22 protein-coding genes are annotated in these 23,183 nt (G+C 34.2%); 3 read left to right on the top strand and 19 right to left on the bottom strand.

What is annotated here, in order from left to right:
* The first annotated feature begins 257 nt into the window (after positions 1 to 257).
* Complete coding sequence (gene trhO, locus ISP08_RS01245) at positions 258 to 1,211, top strand: oxygen-dependent tRNA uridine(34) hydroxylase TrhO (protein ID WP_195719056.1); 954 nt, start codon at positions 258 to 260, stop codon at positions 1,209 to 1,211.
* A gap of 64 nt (positions 1,212 to 1,275) precedes the next feature.
* On the opposite strand, the gene fadH is transcribed toward trhO, so the two are convergent.
* The 5 genes from fadH to ISP08_RS01220 all read right to left on the bottom strand — a co-directional run bounded on the left by fadH (position 1,276) and on the right by ISP08_RS01220 (position 4,867).
* Positions 1,276 to 2,040 (bottom strand): 2,4-dienoyl-CoA reductase, encoded by a 765-nt coding sequence (fadH, locus tag ISP08_RS01240; RefSeq protein WP_195719055.1) that lies wholly within the window; start codon positions 2,038 to 2,040, stop codon positions 1,276 to 1,278.
* A gap of 165 nt (positions 2,041 to 2,205) precedes the next feature.
* A complete protein-coding gene (locus tag ISP08_RS01235; protein ID WP_195719054.1) occupies positions 2,206 to 3,237 on the bottom strand; it encodes a sensor histidine kinase in 1,032 nt (343 codons plus the stop codon).
* A gap of 1 nt (position 3,238) precedes the next feature.
* Positions 3,239 to 3,922: a response regulator transcription factor gene (locus ISP08_RS01230; protein ID WP_195719053.1), complete on the bottom strand. Its 684-nt coding sequence runs from the start codon at positions 3,920 to 3,922 to the stop codon at positions 3,239 to 3,241.
* A 5-nt stretch (positions 3,923 to 3,927) separates the two neighbouring features.
* Positions 3,928 to 4,350, bottom strand: a complete 423-nt coding sequence (locus tag ISP08_RS01225; RefSeq protein WP_244138712.1) for a DoxX family protein — start codon at positions 4,348 to 4,350, stop codon at positions 3,928 to 3,930.
* A 76-nt stretch (positions 4,351 to 4,426) separates the two neighbouring features.
* On the bottom strand, positions 4,427 to 4,867 hold the full coding sequence (locus ISP08_RS01220) for a DM13 domain-containing protein (RefSeq protein ID WP_048793953.1): 441 nt from the start codon (positions 4,865 to 4,867) through the stop codon (positions 4,427 to 4,429).
* A 275-nt stretch (positions 4,868 to 5,142) separates the two neighbouring features.
* On the opposite strand from ISP08_RS01220, the gene ISP08_RS01215 reads away from it, so the two are divergent.
* Positions 5,143 to 5,571 carry an Hsp20/alpha crystallin family protein gene (locus ISP08_RS01215; protein WP_195719051.1) on the top strand — a complete coding sequence of 143 codons (429 nt, stop codon included), beginning with the start codon at positions 5,143 to 5,145 and terminating at the stop codon, positions 5,569 to 5,571.
* A 160-nt stretch (positions 5,572 to 5,731) separates the two neighbouring features.
* Here the strand turns inward: ISP08_RS01215 and pcp are convergent, their stop codons facing one another.
* The 8 genes from pcp to ISP08_RS01175 form a co-directional block, all read right to left on the bottom strand.
* On the bottom strand, positions 5,732 to 6,370 hold the full coding sequence (gene pcp / locus ISP08_RS01210) for a pyroglutamyl-peptidase I (protein ID WP_195719050.1): 639 nt from the start codon (positions 6,368 to 6,370) through the stop codon (positions 5,732 to 5,734).
* 18 nt (positions 6,371 to 6,388) lie between these two features.
* Positions 6,389 to 7,315: a DUF979 domain-containing protein gene (locus ISP08_RS01205; protein WP_048793956.1), complete on the bottom strand. Its 927-nt coding sequence runs from the start codon at positions 7,313 to 7,315 to the stop codon at positions 6,389 to 6,391.
* Complete coding sequence (locus ISP08_RS01200; RefSeq protein ID WP_048793957.1) at positions 7,308 to 8,012, bottom strand: DUF969 domain-containing protein; 705 nt, start codon at positions 8,010 to 8,012, stop codon at positions 7,308 to 7,310. Before ISP08_RS01200 ends, ISP08_RS01205 begins: the two co-directional genes overlap by 8 nt.
* A 194-nt stretch (positions 8,013 to 8,206) precedes the next feature.
* Positions 8,207 to 9,799 carry a BCCT family transporter gene (locus ISP08_RS01195; RefSeq protein WP_195719049.1) on the bottom strand — a complete coding sequence of 531 codons (1,593 nt, stop codon included), beginning with the start codon at positions 9,797 to 9,799 and terminating at the stop codon, positions 8,207 to 8,209.
* 216 nt (positions 9,800 to 10,015) lie between these two features.
* A complete protein-coding gene (locus ISP08_RS01190) occupies positions 10,016 to 10,492 on the bottom strand; it encodes a DUF1440 domain-containing protein (protein WP_195719048.1) in 477 nt (158 codons plus the stop codon).
* 241 nt (positions 10,493 to 10,733) lie between these two features.
* Positions 10,734 to 11,438, bottom strand: a complete 705-nt coding sequence (locus tag ISP08_RS01185; protein ID WP_195719047.1) for a transglycosylase family protein — start codon at positions 11,436 to 11,438, stop codon at positions 10,734 to 10,736.
* Between the two features lie 384 nt (positions 11,439 to 11,822).
* Positions 11,823 to 13,202, bottom strand: coding sequence for a cryptochrome/photolyase family protein (locus ISP08_RS01180; protein WP_195719046.1), 1,380 nt, complete (start codon positions 13,200 to 13,202; stop codon positions 11,823 to 11,825).
* A gap of 16 nt (positions 13,203 to 13,218) precedes the next feature.
* Positions 13,219 to 13,590, bottom strand: coding sequence for a YbgA family protein (locus tag ISP08_RS01175; RefSeq protein ID WP_195719045.1), 372 nt, complete (start codon positions 13,588 to 13,590; stop codon positions 13,219 to 13,221).
* Positions 13,591 to 13,708: 118 nt separating this feature from the next.
* Here ISP08_RS01175 and ISP08_RS01170 point away from each other — a divergent pair, with 118 nt between their 5' ends.
* On the top strand, positions 13,709 to 14,134 hold the full coding sequence (locus tag ISP08_RS01170) for a pyridoxamine 5'-phosphate oxidase family protein (RefSeq protein WP_048794322.1): 426 nt from the start codon (positions 13,709 to 13,711) through the stop codon (positions 14,132 to 14,134).
* 156 nt (positions 14,135 to 14,290) lie between these two features.
* Here ISP08_RS01170 and ISP08_RS01165 read toward each other — a convergent pair whose 3' ends face one another.
* From ISP08_RS01165 to ISP08_RS01140, 6 genes are all read right to left on the bottom strand, one after another.
* Complete coding sequence (locus ISP08_RS01165; protein WP_195719044.1) at positions 14,291 to 14,773, bottom strand: TspO/MBR family protein; 483 nt, start codon at positions 14,771 to 14,773, stop codon at positions 14,291 to 14,293.
* Between the two features lie 190 nt (positions 14,774 to 14,963).
* The gene (locus ISP08_RS01160) at positions 14,964 to 15,842 is read right to left on the bottom strand and encodes an NAD(P)H-binding protein (protein WP_195719043.1); all 879 of its coding nucleotides are present in this window, start codon (positions 15,840 to 15,842) and stop codon (positions 14,964 to 14,966) included.
* A 283-nt stretch (positions 15,843 to 16,125) separates the two neighbouring features.
* The gene (locus ISP08_RS01155; protein ID WP_195719042.1) at positions 16,126 to 18,933 is read right to left on the bottom strand and encodes a putative mucin/carbohydrate-binding domain-containing protein; all 2,808 of its coding nucleotides are present in this window, start codon (positions 18,931 to 18,933) and stop codon (positions 16,126 to 16,128) included.
* A gap of 341 nt (positions 18,934 to 19,274) precedes the next feature.
* Positions 19,275 to 20,432 carry an N-acetylglucosamine-6-phosphate deacetylase gene (nagA, locus tag ISP08_RS01150; RefSeq protein ID WP_195719041.1) on the bottom strand — a complete coding sequence of 386 codons (1,158 nt, stop codon included), beginning with the start codon at positions 20,430 to 20,432 and terminating at the stop codon, positions 19,275 to 19,277.
* A 215-nt stretch (positions 20,433 to 20,647) separates the two neighbouring features.
* Positions 20,648 to 21,598 (bottom strand): mechanosensitive ion channel, encoded by a 951-nt coding sequence (locus ISP08_RS01145; protein WP_048794317.1) that lies wholly within the window; start codon positions 21,596 to 21,598, stop codon positions 20,648 to 20,650.
* Between the two features lie 466 nt (positions 21,599 to 22,064).
* Positions 22,065 to 22,718, bottom strand: coding sequence for a DUF2848 family protein (locus ISP08_RS01140; protein ID WP_195719040.1), 654 nt, complete (start codon positions 22,716 to 22,718; stop codon positions 22,065 to 22,067).
* Between the last annotated feature and the right edge of the window lie 465 nt (positions 22,719 to 23,183).

Genomic DNA, 23,183 nt, shown 5'->3' with positions numbered 1-23,183 from the left:
GTTGTTCTTTAAGCTTTCACAACTATTATCCTCTCCCCTATTTCTTAAATGACAGAAAAAGAGTAAACTTAATTATATTAATACATTGAATATTATCGCTTTTTTGTTAAAATATAGTATGGAATTTCTTTGCCCCTTCATAAATAAAATACCTCAAGGGTGCAAGGTATAAATCATTAGTACTTATATCATTCAACCACACAGGCACTTTATATAAATGATTAAAGACAACATTAAAATTAAGAGGAGTTAGTATAATGGATTATAGAGTATTGTTATTTTATAAATATGTAACGATTGATGACCCTGAAACTTTTGCAGCTGAGCATTTACAATTTTGTAAGGACAACGACTTAAAAGGTCGTATTTTAGTATCTTCTGAAGGTATTAATGGTACAGTGTCTGGCCCTAAAGAAGTAACTGATAATTATATCGCTCACATGAGAGCTGACACTAGATTCAGCGATATCGTCTTCAAAATCGACGAAGCTGAAGGTCATGCATTCAAAAAAATGCACGTACGTCCAAGAAATGAAATTGTCGCTTTAGATCTTGAAGATGATGTTAATCCTAAAGAATTAACAGGTAAATATCTATCACCTACTGAATTCAAAGAAGCATTACAATCTGACGATACAGTTGTTATTGATGCACGTAATGACTATGAATATGATTTAGGTCATTTCAGAGGGGCTATCCGTCCTAACATAACTAGATTCAGAGACTTACCGGACTGGATAAAAGAGAATAAAGAACAATTTATGGATAAGAAAATTGTCACTTATTGTACTGGCGGTATCCGTTGTGAAAAATTCTCTGGCTGGTTATTAAAAGAAGGTTTCGAAGATGTAAGCCAACTTAAAGATGGTATTGCAACTTACGGAAAAGACCCTGAAACTAAAGGTGAACTTTGGGACGGCAAAATGTACGTGTTCGATGAACGTATTAGTGTAGAAATTAACCAAGTAGACAAAACAGTTGTAGGTAAAGAATGGTTCGATGGTACGCCATGTGAACGTTACATCAACTGTAGCAACCCTGAATGTAACCGTCAGATTTTAGTTTCTGAAGAAAATGAAGAACGTTATTTAGGTGCTTGTTCACATGAATGTGCAGCGCACGAAAGAAACCGTTACGTTCAAAAACACGATATCAGCGAAGAAGAAAAAACAAAACGCTTAGAAAACTTCAAAGATTTAGTAAACCAATAATATAATGAAAAAAAGCACGACCATCTTATAACGTGGTCGTGCTTTTTTCATTTCCCTCTCATATTTAAAACGGATTACGATTTAACCATTGACCACCGTCCATCGTGATGCAATCGCCATTAATGTAACTCGCTTCATCTGAAAATAAAAAGCGTGCTAATCCAGCGATTTCTTCGGGTTGTCCCATTCGGTTCAACGGTACGCTATCTAATGTTTGTTGACGCGCCTCTTCTGATAGCGTTAATCTCTGTGCGCCTCCAGTATTGTCTATTGGACCTGGTGCAATTGCATTGGCACGTATCCCATATTTTGCACCCCATTCTACAGCAATCGTCCGTGTCATTGATAACACGCCTGCTTTAGCGCTTGCTGAGTGGATAACACCCGGACCTGATGTCCAAGAGTAAGGTGCGACGATATTGACGATAACGCCTTTGTTTCCTTGCTCAATCCAATGTTTACCGACAGCTTGTGTGCAATACCAAGTGCCGTTTAATACGATATTGATAACAGAATTCCAACCGTTAATCGATAAATCTTCGGCCGGACAAATAAAATTCCCTGCTGCATTATTCACCAAGCCATCAATTTTGCCAAACTTGTCTAATGTTTTATCGACCGTCTGTTGTACCATTTCAGGATCTCGAACATCCATTGCGACGCACAATACTTGCCCTTCACGTTGTTCTATTTCTTGTTTCGTTGCGTCTAATTTCTCTGGCGTACGGCCAGTTATGACGACATTGGCACCTTCTTCAACAAATCGTTTAGCCATTGCTTTACCCATTCCGCTACTGCCACCAGTTACAATAATTACTTTATCTTTCATAACCATGCTCCTAACTCATTGTTTGATATATTTATACCAACTATATGTAATCGCTTACATTGATTGCAAGAAAAATTACTTATTACTAAAGTTTACCCCTGTTAACTATTTATCATGCACCTTCTTATGAATTAAAAAAGCATCTATAAATAGATGCTTTTAAGCTTATTTTATTGGGAATGTTAATGTTATCGTGGTACCTCTACTAAAAATACTATTAACTTTTATCTCGCCGTCTATACGCTCAGCTAAAGTACGTGCAATGTATAGACCTAAACCTGTACCACCCGTAGATTTATTGCGCGAATCTTCTACTCGATACGTGCGATTAAAAATATGGGGCACATGTGACTCTTTAATACCTATTCCTTCATCAGTTACTGATATTGCTAGCTGTTTATTGGCTAGGCTGTTAACGTCTATCTTAATAGGTGAGCCTTTAGCCGAAAATTTCAATGCGTTATCGATAAAATTCGTAATAATTCTTTCGAGCGCCACCTTGTCTTGTTGGAATGGAGGGATAGTATGATCAATGTTTAATTGTAAATCTCTATTTTCCGTCGTTAATTGTTGCTGATAACTCTCTAAAACTGGGATTAACAATTGATCCATATTAATCGTTGCTTGTAATTGATCGGTACGATTTACGGCTATTAAATCTGTTAAGTCATCAAACATTTGTGACAAACGGTCTGTTTGAGTTATTAAAATACGATAAGCTGACGCTACATCTTCTGTGTCATGAATTATGCCATCTTTAAGTCCTTCTGAATAGGATTTAATACTTGCTAAGGGGGTTTTTAAATCGTGCGCTAAATTTTGAATCATCGCTATTTTTTCATCTTGTTCTAATTGGATATGTGCCATTTGCGCTTGAATTTTAGCTACCATCATTGTGAATGAAACATTTAATTCTTTTAATTCTTTTGGTGATGTTATTGGTAAACTTTCAATATTAAAATTACCTTGTGCAATTTGTTGTGTTTGGATGTTTAATTGTTCTATTTTTTGAATCGTGGGTGCTAATAAAAATATTGCAATAATCATCGTAATCATACTAGAAATAAAAGACCCTAATGTTAACATTATCGTTTGATGAACGTTAAACCACATTAATTTATAGAGCACGAAAACGAAAAGTGTCGTAATCAGTATTGAAACTATAAATGCATAAAATAATTGTTTACGAATCGACATGTTAAACACTCCTTTGGAACTTATAACCAAGCCCCCACACCGTTGCTATGGTGTATTCATCATACTGACAGGCTTCTAATTTTTCTCTAATACGGTGTATATGTACGTTTAATGTATTCATGTCTTCGTAATACGCATAGCCCCATACTTGCTCTAACAGTTCCGATTTTGAAATAGCCATTGTTTCATGTGTAGCAAAATACCATAACAACTCAAATTCTTTTATTCTAAATCCTAATTCTTGTCCGTTAATTTCTGCTGTTTTAGTTAAATTATTGAGTATTAAACTTCCGCAATTAACGATTTCTGTCTGCGTGGGTTGCTGTGCTGTTCTATTTAAAATATTTTTAGCACGTATAACCAATTCTCTTGGACTAAAAGGTTTTTTAACATAATCATCTGCACCTAGCATTAAACCATAAATTGTCTCACTTTCAGTCGTCTTCGCAGTTAAATAAATGTAAGGTATATCTAAACCTTGCGTTTTCATTTCTTCTACAACTTTATAGCCATTAAGTTCAGGCATCATAATATCTAAAATGATTAAATCCACACTGCTATTTAATTTACTGAGTGCTTCCTTACCATCACAAGCTGTCGTTACTTCATGACCTTCAAATTCAAAATAGGTCTTACAAATTGCTCTAATATCTTGTTCGTCATCGACGATTAACACGTGACTCATTGTTATCAACCCTTACCTGTTGTCCTTTTTAAGAAATGATTTAAACTTAAAGTTGTCATCGTTTCTTTATTCATTAATAATATTATAAAGAAAAACAGTTGTGTTGGGTATGTAAATATCATGTCTGCCAAAATATAATTTAACATGATAAACACACCGAAGAAGCTAGCTGTATATGACAATACGCCTAAAATCAGCGCCAAACCTACCGCTATTTCTCCTAATGGGATTAGCCATTTAAATAATTCTAAATTAGGTGCTACGACGTATTCAAAAAATTCTTTATACCAGTAAGGTGAATCTTTGTTCTCTTTAATAACTGGTACTAATCCGTCTACCGCAAAACCGCCAGTCAATTTTTCGTAACCTTGGAATAACATATAACTGCCTGAACCTAAGCGAATAAATAATATTATGAGTTTTCTTATCATTATTGTTTTCACCTCTAAAAAAGGCAGTAAAGCATTGTTAAACTACATTAATAATACTCCCCGCCCGTCTATACTATTTTAATTTAGCAGATCCAAATATAACGTGTGCTTTATCACAATATATTGTCACTGTGTCGTACTGTTCAGCATCTATGTCTTTAAGGTCAAATGTTTGCGTTGCTTCATCATGTTTAACGTCATCAATTTTTTTACCTTCTTCAATTTTGTTACCTTTAGTTAAGTAAACGTGTAAATCAGGACCTTTAGATGAACTATAATCAGTTAGCATAAGTTTACCGTCTTTGATCATAGCTTTACCTTCTACTTTTTCTTTGTTTTCAGATTTGAACATACCTGTTTTTTCTACTTTAGCGTTGTCTTTAGATGTCTTCTCGTCCTTCATTTCCGTTTTAGTGTCTGACTTCTCATTTTTCTTATCTTCCATATTGTTACAAGCGCCTAATAATAAAGTTCCTGCAATCGTCGTTGAAAATACTAATGTTTTAATATTCATTTGATTTCCTTCTTTCAAATTTAGTTTATGCTTTAATCATAATAAGACCGCTTCAAAAATCACATTAACTTAGGATTAACTAGGATTAACTATTTCTTAAATATCGATGAAGTCAGTTAATAACTCAAAAAGAGAAAACACATTTTTGACTTTGACTTTCTTTGACCTTTATGCTATTATATAGTTGTAAGGTTAAAGAAGGCATAATACAAATAGTAAAGATTTACTACCGTTTATGCCGATACACTAATCACAAGATTAAGGAGAGATGTTTTATGGCATTTGAAATGAAACCTTTCAACAACTCATTTTTCGACGTGAACCCAAGTGATTTCTTTAAAGATTTTGGACGTCAATTCTTTGATCAATTTCCAAGTCAAAATATAAAAACTGACATTACAGAATTAGACGATGCTTTTGAAGTAGAAGCAGAATTACCTGGTATGGATAAAGACAATATACAACTTCAATTCGACAACAATATTTTAACTATTGCAGGAAAACAAACCGTTGAAAACGAAGAACAAGATGATGCAGGTCGCATTATACAACGTGAACGTAGTTACAGCAACGTAAGTAGACAATTTTCATTTAACAATATAGATAAAGACAATATTACTGCTTCTTACAATAACGGAATGCTTCACGTGAAACTTCCTAAAACACAACAAGAAGACACAAGCTCAAATATTCAAATTGACTAATCAACTCAATAATTAAAGACATGAATAAAAAAGTAAGGTGGGACTATGAATGTTTAAATACATTTGTAGTCCCAATCCCCTAGGGTTATCTTCGTTTTAGATAACTAACACGCCCTCTATCAGTAAATGATGCGGGCGTGTTTTATACATATGATTCAATTTAATGCGTTTCTCCTAATGCTACATGGCTATCACCTGAGTGAGATATCGCTTTGATAGCAGCAGTCAAACCTTGCACAATAGTATCTAGCGACATTGAAGGTACATTTTGTTTCGACGCTACTTGCGCAGGTATAAATGGCACATGGATAAATCCAAATAACAGCTCTGGATATGTTGTCGCTTGTAAATATCCCATTTGATATAAAATGTGATTACACACAAATGTACCGGCTGTATTTGATAAACGTGCAGGCACGCCTGCATTTTGAATTGCTTCAGTCATTGCTTTTACTGGCATGTTAGAAAAATAAGCCGGTGCGCCTTGTGATTGAATCTCAGCATCAATAGGTTGATTCCCTTTGTTATCTGCAATACGCGCATCATCAATATTAATGCCAACACGTTCAGGCGTTAATTCAAAGCGTCCGCCAGCTTGACCTATTGTTAACACGGCTTCATAACTGTTTTGTGCCAAAGCTTCTGCTAGTACATCTTTCGATTCATGGAACACGGTAGGAATTTCTAATTTCGTAATATGATGTTCGCCAATTTGCTCAGGTAATTGCTTTACCGCTTCTAATGCTGGATTTACTTTTTCTCCACCAAATGGGTCAAATGCCGCTATTAAGATTTTCATAAAATTGCCTCCTTATAATTAAAATGCCCAAAAATACATCAGTACGATATGTATGATGATTAACGATATGGCAATAGGAATTTGCGCTTTAATTACACCGAACTCTTCTTTCATTTCGAGTAATGCGACTGGCAATGTATTAAAGTTCGCAGCCATCGGAGTTAGTAAAGTGCCACAAAAGCCTCCAGTCATCGCTAATGCGCCAGCTATTGCTGGATCTCCGCCTTGTGCAATAACGAATGGCATACCAATGCTCGCTGTGATAACTGTAAATGCCGCAAACGCATTGCCCATCAACATCGTAAACAAGACCATGCCTAAAATATAAGCCGTTGCACCAATCAAATGATTACCTTCAGGTAAAAATGATGATATACCTTTAGATATCACATTACCGACACCACTCACCGTAAATAGTACACCTAATGCGGCTAAAAATTGAGGTAAAATACCGACCGTTCCAACTTGCTGTGTCAGTCTGTCACTATCATATAAGATGTATGATGCTTTAGGTTTGATAACGACTACCGCGGCGATAATACCTACGATAGAAGCTACACCTAATCCAACAGCACCGCCAAGTGGTGTCCAATTCGATACTACGACTGCGACTACCGCTAATACAATTGCCGGTATAAAGAGTTTATTGCCGTATTTAGATGCACCCGCTTCAACCTCTTTATCTGTGACATCAACAATATTTTTAATTGCCACTTGTTTGAATAAAGTCAACGCACCCATAAATAATATCAACAATCCGTTAATGCTGTTTGGTATGTAAGGTCCAAAAATAAATAATACGCCTAAAATAATCCAAAATAGTGCGGTACCGTATTTTTTACTTCTATCTGGTGCTTTCAACACACGTAATGCTGTATAAAACAGTTGCAATCCAATTAACACGTAAAATATTTCTAACAAAGTATCTAAAGTATGACTACTCATCTTTCGTCACCTCTTTTTGTTCATATTTTCGTTGGAAATAACGATCTATACGTATATTATTCAACCACACAATCACAAACGTAATAATCGCGATTGGTACCGAAGCCAACGCTAAATCTACAGCATCGACATCAATTTTTAGTGATTTAAATGTTCCAACCATTAATAACACACCCGCGCCACCGACGAATAAATTTTGTCCAAAGAAATTACCATAATTTTCCATTGCTGATGTTTGAGCTTTAATAAGTTCCACGTCTTTGTCATCCACTTGTTTGTTGTTTAATTTAAAACGCGTACGCAAAGCGCCTTGTACCATTGGATTAATTAATGGCCTAACAAATTGAGGATGTCCCCCGATTCTAATAGATGCAAGTCCGGCCAATTCTCTAACACCTAAATAAACGGTCATCAGTCTACCACTCGTCACATTGTTAATCTTACCAATCAGTTTAGAAGCTTGTTGCTTTAATCCGAAGCGTTCAATTAAACCAACCATCGGCAATGTTAGTAAAAATAATGTTACTAGCCTATTATCAGTAAAAGCTTTGCCTAAGGTAGACAAAATATCTGTAAAATCCATGCCAGACACGAGTCCAGTTACAATTGCCGCTATTAAGACGACCGCAATCGTGTCTATTTTTAATAAAAAGCCGACAATTATAATGACAATGCCAATTAATTTTAACCATTCCATACTAACTCCTCCTTTTTATGTAAGCGCTTTTAAAGAACATACCACAGTATTCACAGAGATGAAAGACAACCCATTTAATGAGATAAAAAATTAAATTACTTTTCAAAAAATATGGCATAGAAAATATGATCACTTAAGTAGTCAGGACACAAAAAGGCTATGACATTTTATATGCCACAGCCTTAATATCGTACTTATTTAGTTGCATGTTGCTGATCCTTATTTTCTTCAATATCATCTTGATTCACTTTGCGATAGTGCAATAATTTTTCATCCCCAACATATAGTTTGCTGTTGGTATATCTTGGCTTTTCTATAGCTAAGGATTTAAATAATGCCCATATCATAAAGATAATGACGACGGAGAACGGTAGTGCAGCAATAATCAAGAGATTTTGGATAGATTGCGTACCACCAGTGTATATCATGATAATTGCGAATAAGGCTAAAATTATGCCCCAACTTACTTTTACAATTCCGGATGGGTTAATTTCACCTTTAGAACTTAACATTCCTAACACATACGTAGCTGAGTCAGCTGATGTGACGAAGAAAATCATGATGACAAATAATGTTAATATGCTTAGGACAAAGCCCAATGGAAAGTGTTCTAACGTTGCAAATGTCGCCGTTTCAGTTGCTTGCTTTGCAATATTGGCAATACCATGTTGTTGTACAAAAATTGCTGAAGCGCCAAAGACCGCAAAGAAAATAAAGCAGACAAGTGCAGGTACAAATAAGACACCCAAAATAAATTCCTTAATCGTTCTACCGCGTGAAACTCTTGAAATAAAGATTCCTACGAATGGCGCCCATGAAATCCACCATGCCCAATAGAACAACGTCCATTGTTGCACCCATTGGAATTTCTCTCCCCCATTTTGTGGAATACGTAAACTCATCTTGAAGAAATTAAAAATATAATCTCCGAGTGCATTCGTAAATGTATTTAAAATTTGTAGTGTAGGACCGACTATAAACAATCCTACTAAGACTATAAATGCTAAGACCATATTAATATTGCTCAAACTTTTTATTCCTTTGTCGATGCCTGACCATGCCGACCACGTAAATAATATTGTCGCAATAATAATGATCACTACTTGCATGGTGAAATTCGAAGGTGTTTTAAATAAAAAGTGTAAGCCTTGATTAATTTGTAACGCACCAAACCCTAACGTAGCTGCGACACCTGTTACTGTCGCTATAATTGCTAAGACATCAATCGCACCACCAACAGGGCCTCTCATCATCTTAGACCCAAATATAGGTGTTAACGTAGCACTCACTAAACCTGGGTATCCTTTATGGAAGTTAAAATATGCGAATACCAGGGCCACAATACCGTAAACTGCCCATGCATGTATGCCCCAATGGAAGAAGGCGAACTGCATCGCATCGTTAATCGCAGTTTGTGTGCCAGCCTTATGAATCGGCGTTAACGTATACGCATGACTGATTGGTTCAGCCGTCGTCCAAAAGACAAGTCCCATACCCATGCCAGCACTAAATAGCATGGCAAACCATGATTTAAGTGAGAATTCAGGTTCTTCTCCTTCTTCTCCCAAGGTAATTGAAGCATATCTAGAGAATAATAAATAAACACATACTATGAGTATGACTAACACTAGTAATAAGTAATACCAACCAAAATTTACTGCTATAAAGTCTGTTATTGACTGAGTACCCGTTTCTAGTTGTTTAGGCCAAATTGCACCGTAAACAACGAATAATGTACAAATCGCTAGGGCAACCCAGAATACTATCGTTAATTTATTTAAACGCATAAAAAATAGTAGCCTCCCCCTATTTCGTTTATGCATAACTTATACCCTAACTTCATTTAATTATGTATTGCACAAGTGTTGAAATTGTACATTCAAAAATTTCTCTATACGCTCACTTTTTTATAATATACTTTCAGGCTATCATGCTAACGTTTTGAATTGTATATAAAAACACAGTGATTCCATTTAATGAAATCACTGCGTTTATTTAATTGATTATTTTACTGCATTTCTGAATAAATCAATACTATTCATCCATATTATATGTCCTAATAATTCAGAAACATGTTCTTGTAGTGGTAATTCTGTTGCTTCAGGCGTTAATTTTAGTTTTGGTAATACCCATTCATGAAATATAACATGAATAGCAACACCAAATAACAATCCTTTACCTAAAGTAATTTTATTGCATTTCTCTGCTAACATTGCATACACAAATGCATTAGCCACAGAAAAACCATAATGAATACCCATAACTGCTAGCGGAATGTCATTACTATTATACGTAACAGTATAATTTTGAATACGCTCAGGTACTTTAAATTGCTTCATCATTGTTACTGGTGGCGGCTCTTCATCGCGTTCAGGCGTCCTAGGTGGGACGATACTTTCCCAACCCATTTTAACCATACCACCGACTAATCCACCTGCTAAACCAGTTAATAAAACGCGTTTACAAGAAATATTTGTCATTATTATTCACCTCATCCATTACTAATTTACCCAATAAAGAAAATAAACAATCAGACGATTTGTCTATTATAAATAATAAGTGCAGTTTAATTTTTGAAAAATATAGTTCTTCATCGATCTTTCAATTTTATTATCAATCGCATTATCGTAGTACTATTATGGTTAATAAAATAAAAAAATAAGCCTTACCTCTCTTGAGGTAAGGCTTATTTTAAAGAGTTATACATAATTTAGTTTAAAATTATGCAGTTACCCATTGTGAAGCACCAGCAGAGTTGTATAATTTAACTGCTGCAGCATCTTGTACTGATTCAGGAGCTGATGAAGCTGGTTGACCTTTATATTGAGCAGGTGCTACTGAATCCCATGTAGTTTGTAAGAATTGATATTTACCTGATGCACCTGAAGATGGGTTTGTAGCGTGGATGTCGCCACCTGATTCACGTTGAGCGATTAGTTTTAAGTGATCGTTAACGTTTACTGAAGAACCGCTGTCTTCACTTGAACTTGAATTACTTGAAGTAGATTCTTGTTGTGGTTGTTGAGTTTGTTCAGTTTGTGGTGCTTGTTGTTGTTGTTTTGGTTGTTCTTGAGTTTGAGCACTTTGTTGAGTTTGTTCTTGTTGTTTAGGTTGCTCTTGAGTTTGTTGTTGTGGTTGAGCTTGTTCACTAGTTGACGCTTGATCAGAACCTCCACCGAAGCTCCAAGACCAAGTTTTACCATTTGAACTGAAGTGGTAGTCAGTACCATTTTGATTAAAGTTAATGTTATATGAACCTTCTTGAACTGGTTTCGCGTTTAATTCAGAAGGGTTATTTTGCGCTAAGTTTGCTAATTGTGCATGGTCAGCTCCAGTAGTTTCTGCTGCGTTTGCATGATGTCCTGTTGCTAATCCTGTTACACCTAATCCTAATGCTATAGTTGAAGTTAAAACTGTTTTTTTCATAATTTAAAAAATCCTCCTATAAGGTAATAAGTTTTGTATGATTAATTTGCTGTACTCACTATAACATCTAAAAAATGGGTGTAGGTTACAGGCAAATAAAAAAACAGCCCTCTTCATTACATCCTAATTACACTAAAATCATTATAAATAAGCATAAAAATATGCCCTCAAAACTATCATGAAAGTTTTGAGAGCATATTTCACACGCTAAGTCTTTGTAACATCAGTGTAATACTCGAATAAGATTTAGCTATTTTTGTAACTTATTTTCTCTATTTGTTATTTATTATTCCCATGAATTTTCTTGCTGAAACACTTAAAAGTAAATTTTATATAAAAAATCGCTATAAATACTAGGTTTATAGCGAAATGAACTTCAATATTTTATTTACCTATATTTTTAAATTTAGACATAACATGCGCTCTACTTGTTTTATGATCAACGATTGCTTTAGGGTAATCTTTACCTAGTTCAACACCATACGTTTGTTGTAATGTTTGTTCATATGACATTGGATGATGAATATATTTGGACGGGACATCTTCAAAAATTGATAATTCTTCTATAATAAAATAAGCGTTTTTATCAAATCGTTCACCTTGAGTGCTTGGATTAAACATTCTGAAGTAAGGTACGGCGTCTGTACCCGTTGAAGCCGACCATTGCCAGCCATGAACATTCGAAGCATTATCGTAATCAATCAAATATTTTTTAAAATATGCCTCTCCCCACACCCAATCAATAAACAAGTCTTTTGTTAAAAATTGAGATACCACCATTCTCAATCGGTTATGCATATGTCCTGTTCTATTTAATTTACGCATTGCGGCATCGACGAGCGGATATCCTGTATTACCTTCAGTCCAAGCTTTAAAATGTGCTTTATTATAAGACCAATTTAATTTACGATATTTTTCATTAAATGATTGATGTGCAGTATTAGGAAATTGAGTCATCAATACATAATAAAATTCTCGAAACATTAATTCTCTAATATAAGCTTCGTAATTTTCCTCATCGTTGGGATAATTTTCTAATAAATCATTTATAACCATAGTAATATCGAGTAAACCATAAGCTAAATCGATACTCATACCACTGACATATGATTGCGATACATCATCTCTATTTCTACTATAATATGCAATATCATTACTTAAAAAATCTTGCCAAGTTTTATTTGATTGTCGTTCTATATTGTAATTTTTATCAAAAGCAATATTTGTTTTATTCTGTCCATCACTACATAACTTACTTAGTGCGGTTAGCTCATAACTATAATTAGGTTTGTTTATTACTTTGTCTCTATTTGCTTTATAAAAACTTGTAAACACTTTGTAAGGCTCATTTTGTTTATTAAAAGTGAGTGACGGTTGAAAGTAATGATTCACACGCAGTCCTATAATTTGAACATTGTGCTTCTTCAATTCAGCACTTACATGAGGATAATCATTTTCTTCATTATTAAAGCTCATAATATCTTTAGGCATTAATATATGTGTTAAATCTAAACGTTGGCACAAATTACCCAGTTGATTGTAGTTCACTATAAAAGGTTGAATGTTATATTGCTTTAATGTCGCAACAAAACTGCCAACTAAATTATAATAGTATTGTTTTTTCACATTGCTAACGTCGTCCATATTTTCTATTGGTATAATCATTGCAAGTTGTTCAATTTCTTCTTTATGTTGTGCTATATAATGAAATAATGGATTATCGTTTATTCTAAAAACACGGTTAAGTACAACACCTAAATTCATTTTTTATCCCCCTCGTCTATGTATATAATGCCGTACTATCAATTAAATATTGCACCTTATATTGATATGCTAATTGTTTCAAAAACTGTTGCCATTGCTTTAATTCTATTTGATTATCTTGAAATCGTTGCTTTAACATTAAATACTGCTCTTTTTCGTCTTCAGTCGCTACCTTCTTAAAATAACCCCACATATGATCATAAGCATTTACAATTGATCCTGTCGTCGGTTCTATTGCTATGGCTTTATCGATTTTGTCTACGACTGTCTTATATGAAGGATTATGTTTAAGTAACTCACGTATCTCATCATATTGTTGCTTACTATGTGCAAGCACACGATATTTCTCTTCCCGCCATAATCGTTCTATATAACCTCGTTCTTTCATGACAAAACCTCCTTCGAATTTTCCGCCTTTATCAACATGACCATTTGATTCGTCAAAATTCCACCTCTCTGTTACAACTTTTTTGTACAGGGTATAGTTAAATATGAGGTGATAAATGATGAATAGAGCACAAGTTCTTACTGAAGTAGAAAAAATATTAAGCACGTCTAGAGTAGGTGTATTATCTACGGCTCATAATAACGTTCCTAATAGTCGTTATATGATTTTTTACAATGACGATTTGACATTATATACAAAAACAAACATTGACTCTACCAAAGTGAGTGAATTTAAAGATAATCCGCGCACTCACATTTTACTTGGTTACGATGATACAAATAATCGCAGCTTTTTAGAAATAGATGCCCACGTAGAAGTTATTAATGACCAAGCGACGATTGATTGGTTATGGGAAACTCAAGATAAAACATTCTTCGATTCTAAAAATGACCCAGAATTATGCGTGTTAAAAGTAACGCCTAAATCAATTAAAGTCATGAACGATGATGCTGTGGACTCCCCACAAACCATCACATTTGATTAATAGTAAAGAATAAGCGTTTAGTTCATATACTAAACGCTTATTTTTATTGTTATTTAAAGGGGAAATTTACAAAAACAAACGTGCCTTTTAATGACAATGTCCTGTGAACAATAAAACGTACAAAACAATATCATCCCTTCATGTTCGCCACACCATTCACTGACTTGTATAATGTGCTTTATCTTTATTAAGTAGCCAGTTTCCAGTAGCTAAATAACTGGCGTATCCTGACCACGCTACGTATGGCAACATTAAACTACCACTCACTTTGTTAGATTGATAATAAGTTACCGTTGTCGTTGTAACAGCCGTAAACAAGACATAACTTTCAACAACTGCAGCACCGCGTAATTTATATCTGAAATAAAGTAACGACCATAAAAAATTCAACCCTAGTTGACTATAATGCGCACTATTTAACGTTGTGTCGTTTCCTTTTCTTTTAGCCAACACAAAGGCAACGCCCATACTAATGTATAGGATTGGCCATACGATTGGAAATATATATCCCGGTGGTGATAGCGGTGGTTTATCATTTTTACGATAATCTTTACGTGCATTTTTCACAGCATATTTACCAATAAGATTACCACCGACAAAAGGCAATATGGCCTCAACTATTAATTTTAAATATTTCATATATGAGCCTCCTAATTTCTAATTACTGGAATTTAATCCTTTTCGCTAGTAAAAACCCGATAGTCCCTAAAGCGATACTACTCCCCAACTTAACTACTTTCGCTAATGATGATTTTTGAGAAGCTTGTTTCTTCATTTTTATTGCGAAGAGGCGCATGACAATTTTATGAAGTTGTGCTTGTGTTAATTTTTAAAATTGCCATGGTAAGCTTGGTTGATAGTTTTGCAACGCTACTAAAGCTTGTGCTGAATTTACTAATCTACGAAATTCAAAAGTGCCATTCAAATTATTGCCAGCCTTGGCCAACGCACCACCAACAATTTGATAAACAACGCGGTCTGAGTCTGAACTTTGAGACATTTTTTTCATAGATAATAAAACTTTATTCAGACCTAATAATTTAATTTCAAAGTATTTTCCTTCGATAGTGCTTTCTACCATATTAAAAGTTACTTTATTAAGAAAATCGGCATACGTATTTGCGATTTGCTCCATCGTATAGTCATTGGGTGCTGCTATACGTGTAATCGAGCAAACATTTTTAATATTCTGCTGTTGCTGTGGCAATAAATATCGGGCAACCATATTCACAACATCGTAAACTACACCTTTGGAACCTGTAATAAAATTTGTTTGTAGCATAGTCACGGGCGTACCGTAAAAACCTAGTATGCGTTCACCTTCTATATTACGCCTCAAAGGAATTGGCGCATTAACATCATTTGGAACTAGACCATTCACAAACACAATATGTTTTACGTCGTTATCTCGTGCCGCTTTAGCAAAGTTGTCAGCAACTAAAGCTTCCATGTCCCGCAAATTTGATTGTGTTAATTGAGCGTTAGGCATCATCGAATGCGCTAAATAAATTACGATATCCACATCTTTCATTACTTGTTTAGCCTGTTCTAAGTCAAATAACTCCACCGCGCGCCATGTCACATTTGTTTCTTGTTGTTTATGCTCTATATTTTTAGCAACTGCTATAACTTCATATTTTTCTTTCAACTTATCTATAAGGTGAGCCCCAATATAACTTGTTGCACTAGTAAGCAATATTTTTTGCATCGTTTCACATCCTTAGGTGACTACTTAATACGTTTTAGCTATTAAAAAATTGCGAGTAAGCAAAACCTCACTCACAACTATTATTCAATGTATATGACTTTTAGGATAACTAGAAAATATTAACTTTTTATAATTATGCTATTTCCCTTATTTAATTCCCGTTAATAGTCTCGCGAAACAAAGCGACTAGCCCCATGTTTGTCACACATAAAAAAGACACTTACGATATCTTTTACATGCAAGATTCCTAAGTGTCTTCTATTCAATAATTACAGTTATTCAATTATGAAAGGTTAAATCGCTTAAAGTACGGTTTCACGCGTTGTAAAATAATTTCGCGATATTGTTCATCAAGGTGGTTAATACTGCGTACAAGATTACTTAATCGCACTCTGTAATCGCCATCTGGATTTTTATTTACATCGTATTCAAATTTTTGAACATCTTCTACGATGGCTGTTGCATAACGACTGCTCGTTCTATAATCCGCTTCGTTATTAATCTTAAATCCTTTATCCGTTAAAGTATGAGTTACAGTTTCATTGCTAGAGAACGGAACTTCAATTTTTTCTTTTGTTTCGTTACGTAACAATATGCGCCTATTATTAGGTTCTCTATGCTTCACGATAATTTTGTCACCATATGATAATTGGAAATTTTGGACATTAGCTGCGAGATTACGATTACCTACAATGGATTCATCTAACACTACTTCTCCATTTTGTTTCACAATTTTAATATGGGCGTATTCGTTATTAAAATAGTTATGTGGTATACCTGCGTATTTTTGAACCGTTACGCTAGCATTTCCCGGGTTATAATTAATGCCAACAACTTCCCTATTGCCGATACCTTTTAATGCCAGACGTTGATTATAAAAGCTTTGTTTTTCATCAATGTTAGGATATGACACTGTTATGTTATTCGCATTACCTTCTCTCACAATTAAAAACGTATGACTAGGTAGTGCTTTACCCTTTGAATGTGGCGCAAATACTTTATAAATGCCAGGTCTAATATTTTGGAACTGTGCTATATCATTTTGAAGTTTTGCTTCTGCCACCACACGTTGACCATCGATTAATTTAACGACTGCACCTTTAGGCAGCGTATGACCATTAAGTTGCAAATTAACTGCTGCATTTGTCTTAACTTTCGTATCTGCTAAATCAGAGGATTTAACAAGTTCATATTCTGTAGCTAAGCCTAATTTTTTAACATAACGTTGACGTTCTTCAGCATTATTGATTAACAATGCCAATGGATATACATAAGTTTGTTGTAATGACTCTATTTTATCCTTAAGTTCATTAGTAACTGGAATATTATATAAATCGAAATAAGCTAAAATATTCGCATTATTTTTTGCTAACCAATTTTCGCTAAACCAGCGAGGTAAATCTGCACTGACTTTTTTCTTACTTTGTTCTTCACGCACCTCTTGCAACATAGCAGTCAATCCTTCTATACCAGTCAATCTTACCATGCGTGTCATAAAATCAAGCCGTTCTTTAAGTGTTGCACGTTGGATATCAAATTTTAAGTTATTTTGTAGCATACGTTTATGTATACCAGCCTGGTATTGGCGTTGATTAGTGCCATATAACCAACCACCTTGACTTTTCTCAATGTTTTTTTGATATTCATTGGCAAAGATATTATTCCAAACTTCACCCAATGGGATACGTGAATCGCTCGTCATTATACCATCGTACCCATGCCCCACTTCATGTAAAGCTAACCATCCTTTAGTTAAAAAGTAACCAGCTGATGGATTGTTTGCTGCGACATGATCGCGACTGTAGTACGCTAATCCACCGCCATGTTTATTAGCCACAATAAAATATTTAGACTGATTGTTGAAGTTGACTGAATTTACATCATTATTTAAACCAGTCCATTTATTATAATGCGCAATCATATCATCATAATAATGTATGAGTTCGTCTAAATTTTTAAATTGGTGCATATGTTTGTTGTTTTTCATATTTACTATATGATGGCGATCCATTTTTGGGAGTAACAGTGCATGATCTTTCCCTTCAATATATGCGTAACTTGAATCCTCTTCAGTCCATCTACGCTCAAATAACTTTTGATTCCATCCTTTGCGATAAGTAGGCAGTGCTTTACCTAAATTATTTTCTACATAATATTCGATTTGTGGCTCTTTAGCTAACCCACGTGGCATATAAATAAAAGCCGCACTGTCGATAGCAGTTTTAATTTTAGTCCATGCACCCTTATCATTTACAGTCGCAGATTTATTATAGTGACCGTCATTCGTTACTAGATTCACACGTAAATTACCAGCTTTATTACCTTTTACTTGTCGTATATACAGATTCGTATTAGCAGGAACTATAAACCCAAGACTATCACGTGCTTGGCTAATGCCTCTATTCGCACCTAATGTTTGCGATTTTTTGCCAGTTTCCAGCACACTAACCGCTTTTCGGTATACTTGTTCTCTCACTTCTTTTACCTGTACAGGTCTAGCATTTGTTTGTGGAAAAATAATCGTTTCATTAAATGTAGCTTTCGGAGTCGTAACTGGTTTTTCTACTGTAGACCTTTTTACTCTTTTTGTTTCTTGTGCATGATTTGGTTTTGTAACACTAGCATTATTGTTTCCAGTTTGTTTAATCGTATTTTGTTGGGGATTTGCATTAGGTTTTGTTGTAGTTTGATTTGAAAGTGATTGTTGTTGCTTAGCAGGTTGCTTGTTTACTTGTTGCCCACCAGTTATTTGATTGCCATTCGCTTCATTCGTTTTATTAACTGATGTTTGAACATTTGTATTAGGTTGTTGTGTTTGATTTGGCTTACTGCCTTCAGTAGCTTGATTGCTTTGTACTGTAGGAAGATGATTGGTCACATCGTTAGTGGCATTTTGCGAGACAGGTGCGCCATTTTGATTTGTATGAGGTAGTTTGTTTATTTCATTATTTGTCTTTTCAGCAGCTGAAGCTTCGTTATGTTGACCTAAATAGCAAAAAGTACCAAACAATACAGACGCAATGCCGACACTAAGTTTACGAAGTGCATATTTTTGTCGTTGTTTTAAAGTATCTTTCTGTTGTTTTTTCATCGTTAGCAATAATTCCTTCCTTATATAGTAATATATTCGACCTTTTATATAAGTCGTTATTATAATACTTGTTTTTCAAACAATATTTTTTACTAAATAAGGTGAGAATTTTACTTTTTGCTGTCCTTTTCCTTCTCGTCTATCACGAGCTATACCTTATGCTCTAAATCTGACGAAACATACATAATTGCACAATAAATAAAAAACATAGTGCTAGAATTTTGAGAAATATAATACGCACGTTGAATTATTATTTGTTCCATGTGAAACTTAGCAAAATCGAGTCTAAATTATACATATTTTATAATAAAAAAAGAGCGACCATCACGTCGCTCTTTTTGTTATTTATAATTGTGTATTGTACCTTTTTTAATCGTCGTTAAGACTTCCATGTCGTTATCTAAAACTACAATGTCGGCATCTTTACCAATTTTAATACTGCCTTTTTTATGCGCGATATTTAGCGCTATGGCTTGGTTTAAACTTGTGACACGCCATAAATGGTCAAGTGAGTCACCGGTAAATTCAATTAAGTTTCGTAAACCCTCATTCATTTTCAATATGCTACCAGCCAATGCTCCAGACGCAAGTCTTGCTTCAGAACCTTTAACGATAACTTTTTGACCACCTAAGTCATACTCTCCATCGGACATACCTTTTGCACGCATAGCATCCGTAATTAAATAAAAATGTTCATTTCCTTTTTGTTTATAAGCAATTTTAACTGCAGATGGATGTGTGTGAATCCCGTCGCTTATTAATTCCGTATGCAAACCTTCATTAACCCAAGCTGCGCCAACTACTCCCGGATCTCTATGTACAAAACGCGTCGCAGCATTATATAAATGCGTAATATGTTTAGCACCATGCGCTACTGCTTCCATAGCTTCATCAAATGTTGCCACCGTATGACCGATTGAAAAGATAATTTCGTCTTTAAAACGTGCTAATGCTTCTTTTGCACCCTCAACTTCTGGCGCGAAGGTCATAACTTTGATATTGCCTTCAGCCACTTGCTGTAATCTTTCAATTTGCTCGACATGTGGTCGTTGCACATATTTTGGATTTTGCGCGCCAACTTTATGTTCAGAAATGAATGGCCCTTCTAAATGAACGCCTGCAATTTCGGCAGCATTATAGTCGTCTTGATCTTTTGAATACTTAACGATATTTGATAATGCACTTTCAATATTGTCGTTAGATTGTGTCATCGTCGTCGCTAAAAATGATGTCGTCCCCTCCGACATCAGCGATTCCGCTAAATGTTTTAAACCATCATAATTGGCATCCATCGCGTCTTCACCGTAGCCACCATGAATATGAATGTCTATAAACCCAGGTAAAACATTCGCTCCCTTAACGTCGACCGTATCAAGATTCCCCTCATAGTTACCATGACCAATTTCGGTAATTTCACCATCTTGAATAACTAGGTAACCATGTCTAATCGTTTCGTTTTCTGTATAAAATATACCGTTTGTTAATACATAATTTCCCATCGTTTTTACCTTCTTTTCACTTTGAATATTGTAATTTATTTATCAAATTCATTCCATAACCATTCTACTATAGTTGCTAACAAACATCACATAAATACATTATATTTTTTACGCAACAACATTAAAAAAACGCCCATACTTAAATTATTTTAAGTATAGACGTAAATTATTAATCATGTTCAAATTTTAATGAATGGTTGTCCCTTGCCGATTCATTATTGACGGTCGTTATCGTTTTTTGATTCCATTTTTTTAGAGAACTTGCTAAGTTGTTGCTCAGCAAAGCTTTTACCGCCAATACCAAATGCAATCGCAAATGCTACTGCTACGGCACCTAAGATTAATAAGAATGCCACGTTAACGATGCTTTTAGCAAAGTGTAACTGGTCTAATGTCATAAATACAGAAACGATAATTACTAAGTATTTAGCTATTTCTGCCAACATTGCGTTACCAGTAGATTTGTTTAATAGTTTGGCAATTAAGTTACCACCGATAAAGCCTAATGCTAGAATAATCGCACCAGAAATTACTAATGGTAAGTAACCGATAATTGCGTCACCAATTTTGTTTAATACAGTTAAGTTTACAGTATTTAATGCTTGTACAGCAAAGAATAATCCAACAAGTGTTGAAATAATCCAACCTGTTGCTACTGGAATATCAATACTGTTTTTGTCCTCACCAAAGTTTACATATTTATTGAAGCGACTAACTTTAAAGTTAGCTAAGACATTTTTAACTAACGTACCTAATATTTTAGCAATGAATAAACCTACAATAAGGATAATTACTGCCACAACGATTTTAGGTGCAAAGTTAAACATACTTGTCATCATGCCTTTAATTGGCATAGAGACAGCTTTCATTTTTAATTGATCGAATACAGGTGGTAAGAATAATAAGAAGATGAAGAAATATGCTAACTTACCAAAAGTTTGCACAATACCATCAGAATTTGATTTTCCACCTTGGTCATCAACTAAGCCTTTCTTTTGTAACCATGCTTCGAAACCTAAAGCTCCTAAGCCTTTGACAATAATTTTCTTAACTATTATCGCAATAATCCACGCGATTAATAATAATACAATTGCTCCGATAAGATTTGGTAAAAAACCTATAATTTTATCGAGCACACTAGTAAATGAATCTATAATATTACTCATAAAATCAACCTCCTTTATGGGAGGTTACCCTATCAATTTATAAATAATCGTATTTTTTAAAATTTTTTGAACGATTATAACTAATTTAAATTAATTAAATATGAAGAAAACTTTTAATAAAAGTCTTAATAGTTGTTTTAGCAATATTATGATTGCAAAATTTAGAAGTTACACACCTTTTATTGTTTTTTATTTTCTTTAAGAAAATATATTCAAGTTGTCTCATCCCGCAGTCATTAACGCCACAATATTACATTACGTTCCATATACCCCCATTTAAATTGGGGACTGAAATAATAATTTTCACAAGTTTATTTTTAACTATTATATATAAAAAGATGATGAACGATCTACGTTCATCACCTTTCTTAATCCACCCATAATCATATAATATTTAAACTTTATAATGTACTTCAAAACCTAAATTCATTAAAAATTAAGCTTTTTTACATAACTTTAGTACGTTCTATAATTCATTTACAGAATAAGTTAGTTCGATTGCTTTATTTTTTTGAGGATTAAATAATTCAGCTTTAAATTTATTTGGATACTTAAATCCATCTATCAACGGCACTGTCCCACAATAAACAATTGTATTCGTTAGTTCCTCCCCTTCTTTAGTTAAAGTCTTCATTAAGTTTTCTACTGGCAAAATACTACTCACAGCGTCTTGTTGATATAACTTCCACTCTTCATCTTCCATTATATAAGAGGATAATTGTAGATTATCCCACTGCTCTTGTACGTCTTCAAAACGCCATAAGTCAGTTGCTAGAGGCTTAGCACATACTTGTTTGGATTTATGAATACTAACCCTTTCTAAATCTCGGTCCGTATGATCACTCCCTAGCGTTACATAACTTTGTTCACCATTAAAAAGCAAAACTATTTCTGCTTCCCCACTCGTCTTATTGCCAACTACATCTATACTGTCTACTTGTTTAAATAATGAAGAAGATAAATGATAAATTTCAGGTATCGAAGCTGGTTCTGGCACACCTAATTTTTTTAATTCGGCAATATGTGCCTTTGTTTTATCTACATTACGTCCTGAATAGCCTATGCAATACGCATGCTTAAAATCAATATCCACCCATTCGTTACTTAACATAAATTTCATCAGTTCCCACCCCTATAATAATGAAATTTCACTTTATAAAGCACCCCATTTTTCATCAATAGAGGTAAAAAATGGAGTTTATTCGCGATATTATACTATTGCCTATTTGATGCAAGCCAAAGCAAAATTTTTTTAAAAAAATCGGCTATTTTTAAGTAAAAAACTTGCCGTAAATCAAATTTCGGTGCATACTCATATTATGACCTGATGACTTATACGGAAAGTTAATTTATCGTATAGTAAAACGCTTACTTTTATTTATTAATAAATGATTTTGATATAATGAAATCGGGTAAATAACTTTTAGTATAAACTTTAACGCCTTTTCCTCCACCCATTACTAAAAGTAATGGATGTAATTAAAATTATGTATTTTTATAATAGATTGGAATATATTATAATTATAAGTGGAAAGAGGCCATGGGTAACAACAAATGTTACTAATAATTTAATTAATGAAAGGTG

It is taken from the genome of Staphylococcus lloydii, assembly GCF_015775975.1.
In the GTDB taxonomy this organism is placed as follows: Bacteria; Bacillota; Bacilli; order Staphylococcales; family Staphylococcaceae; genus Staphylococcus; species Staphylococcus lloydii.
This window is presented reverse-complemented; position numbering and strand designations above follow the sequence as displayed.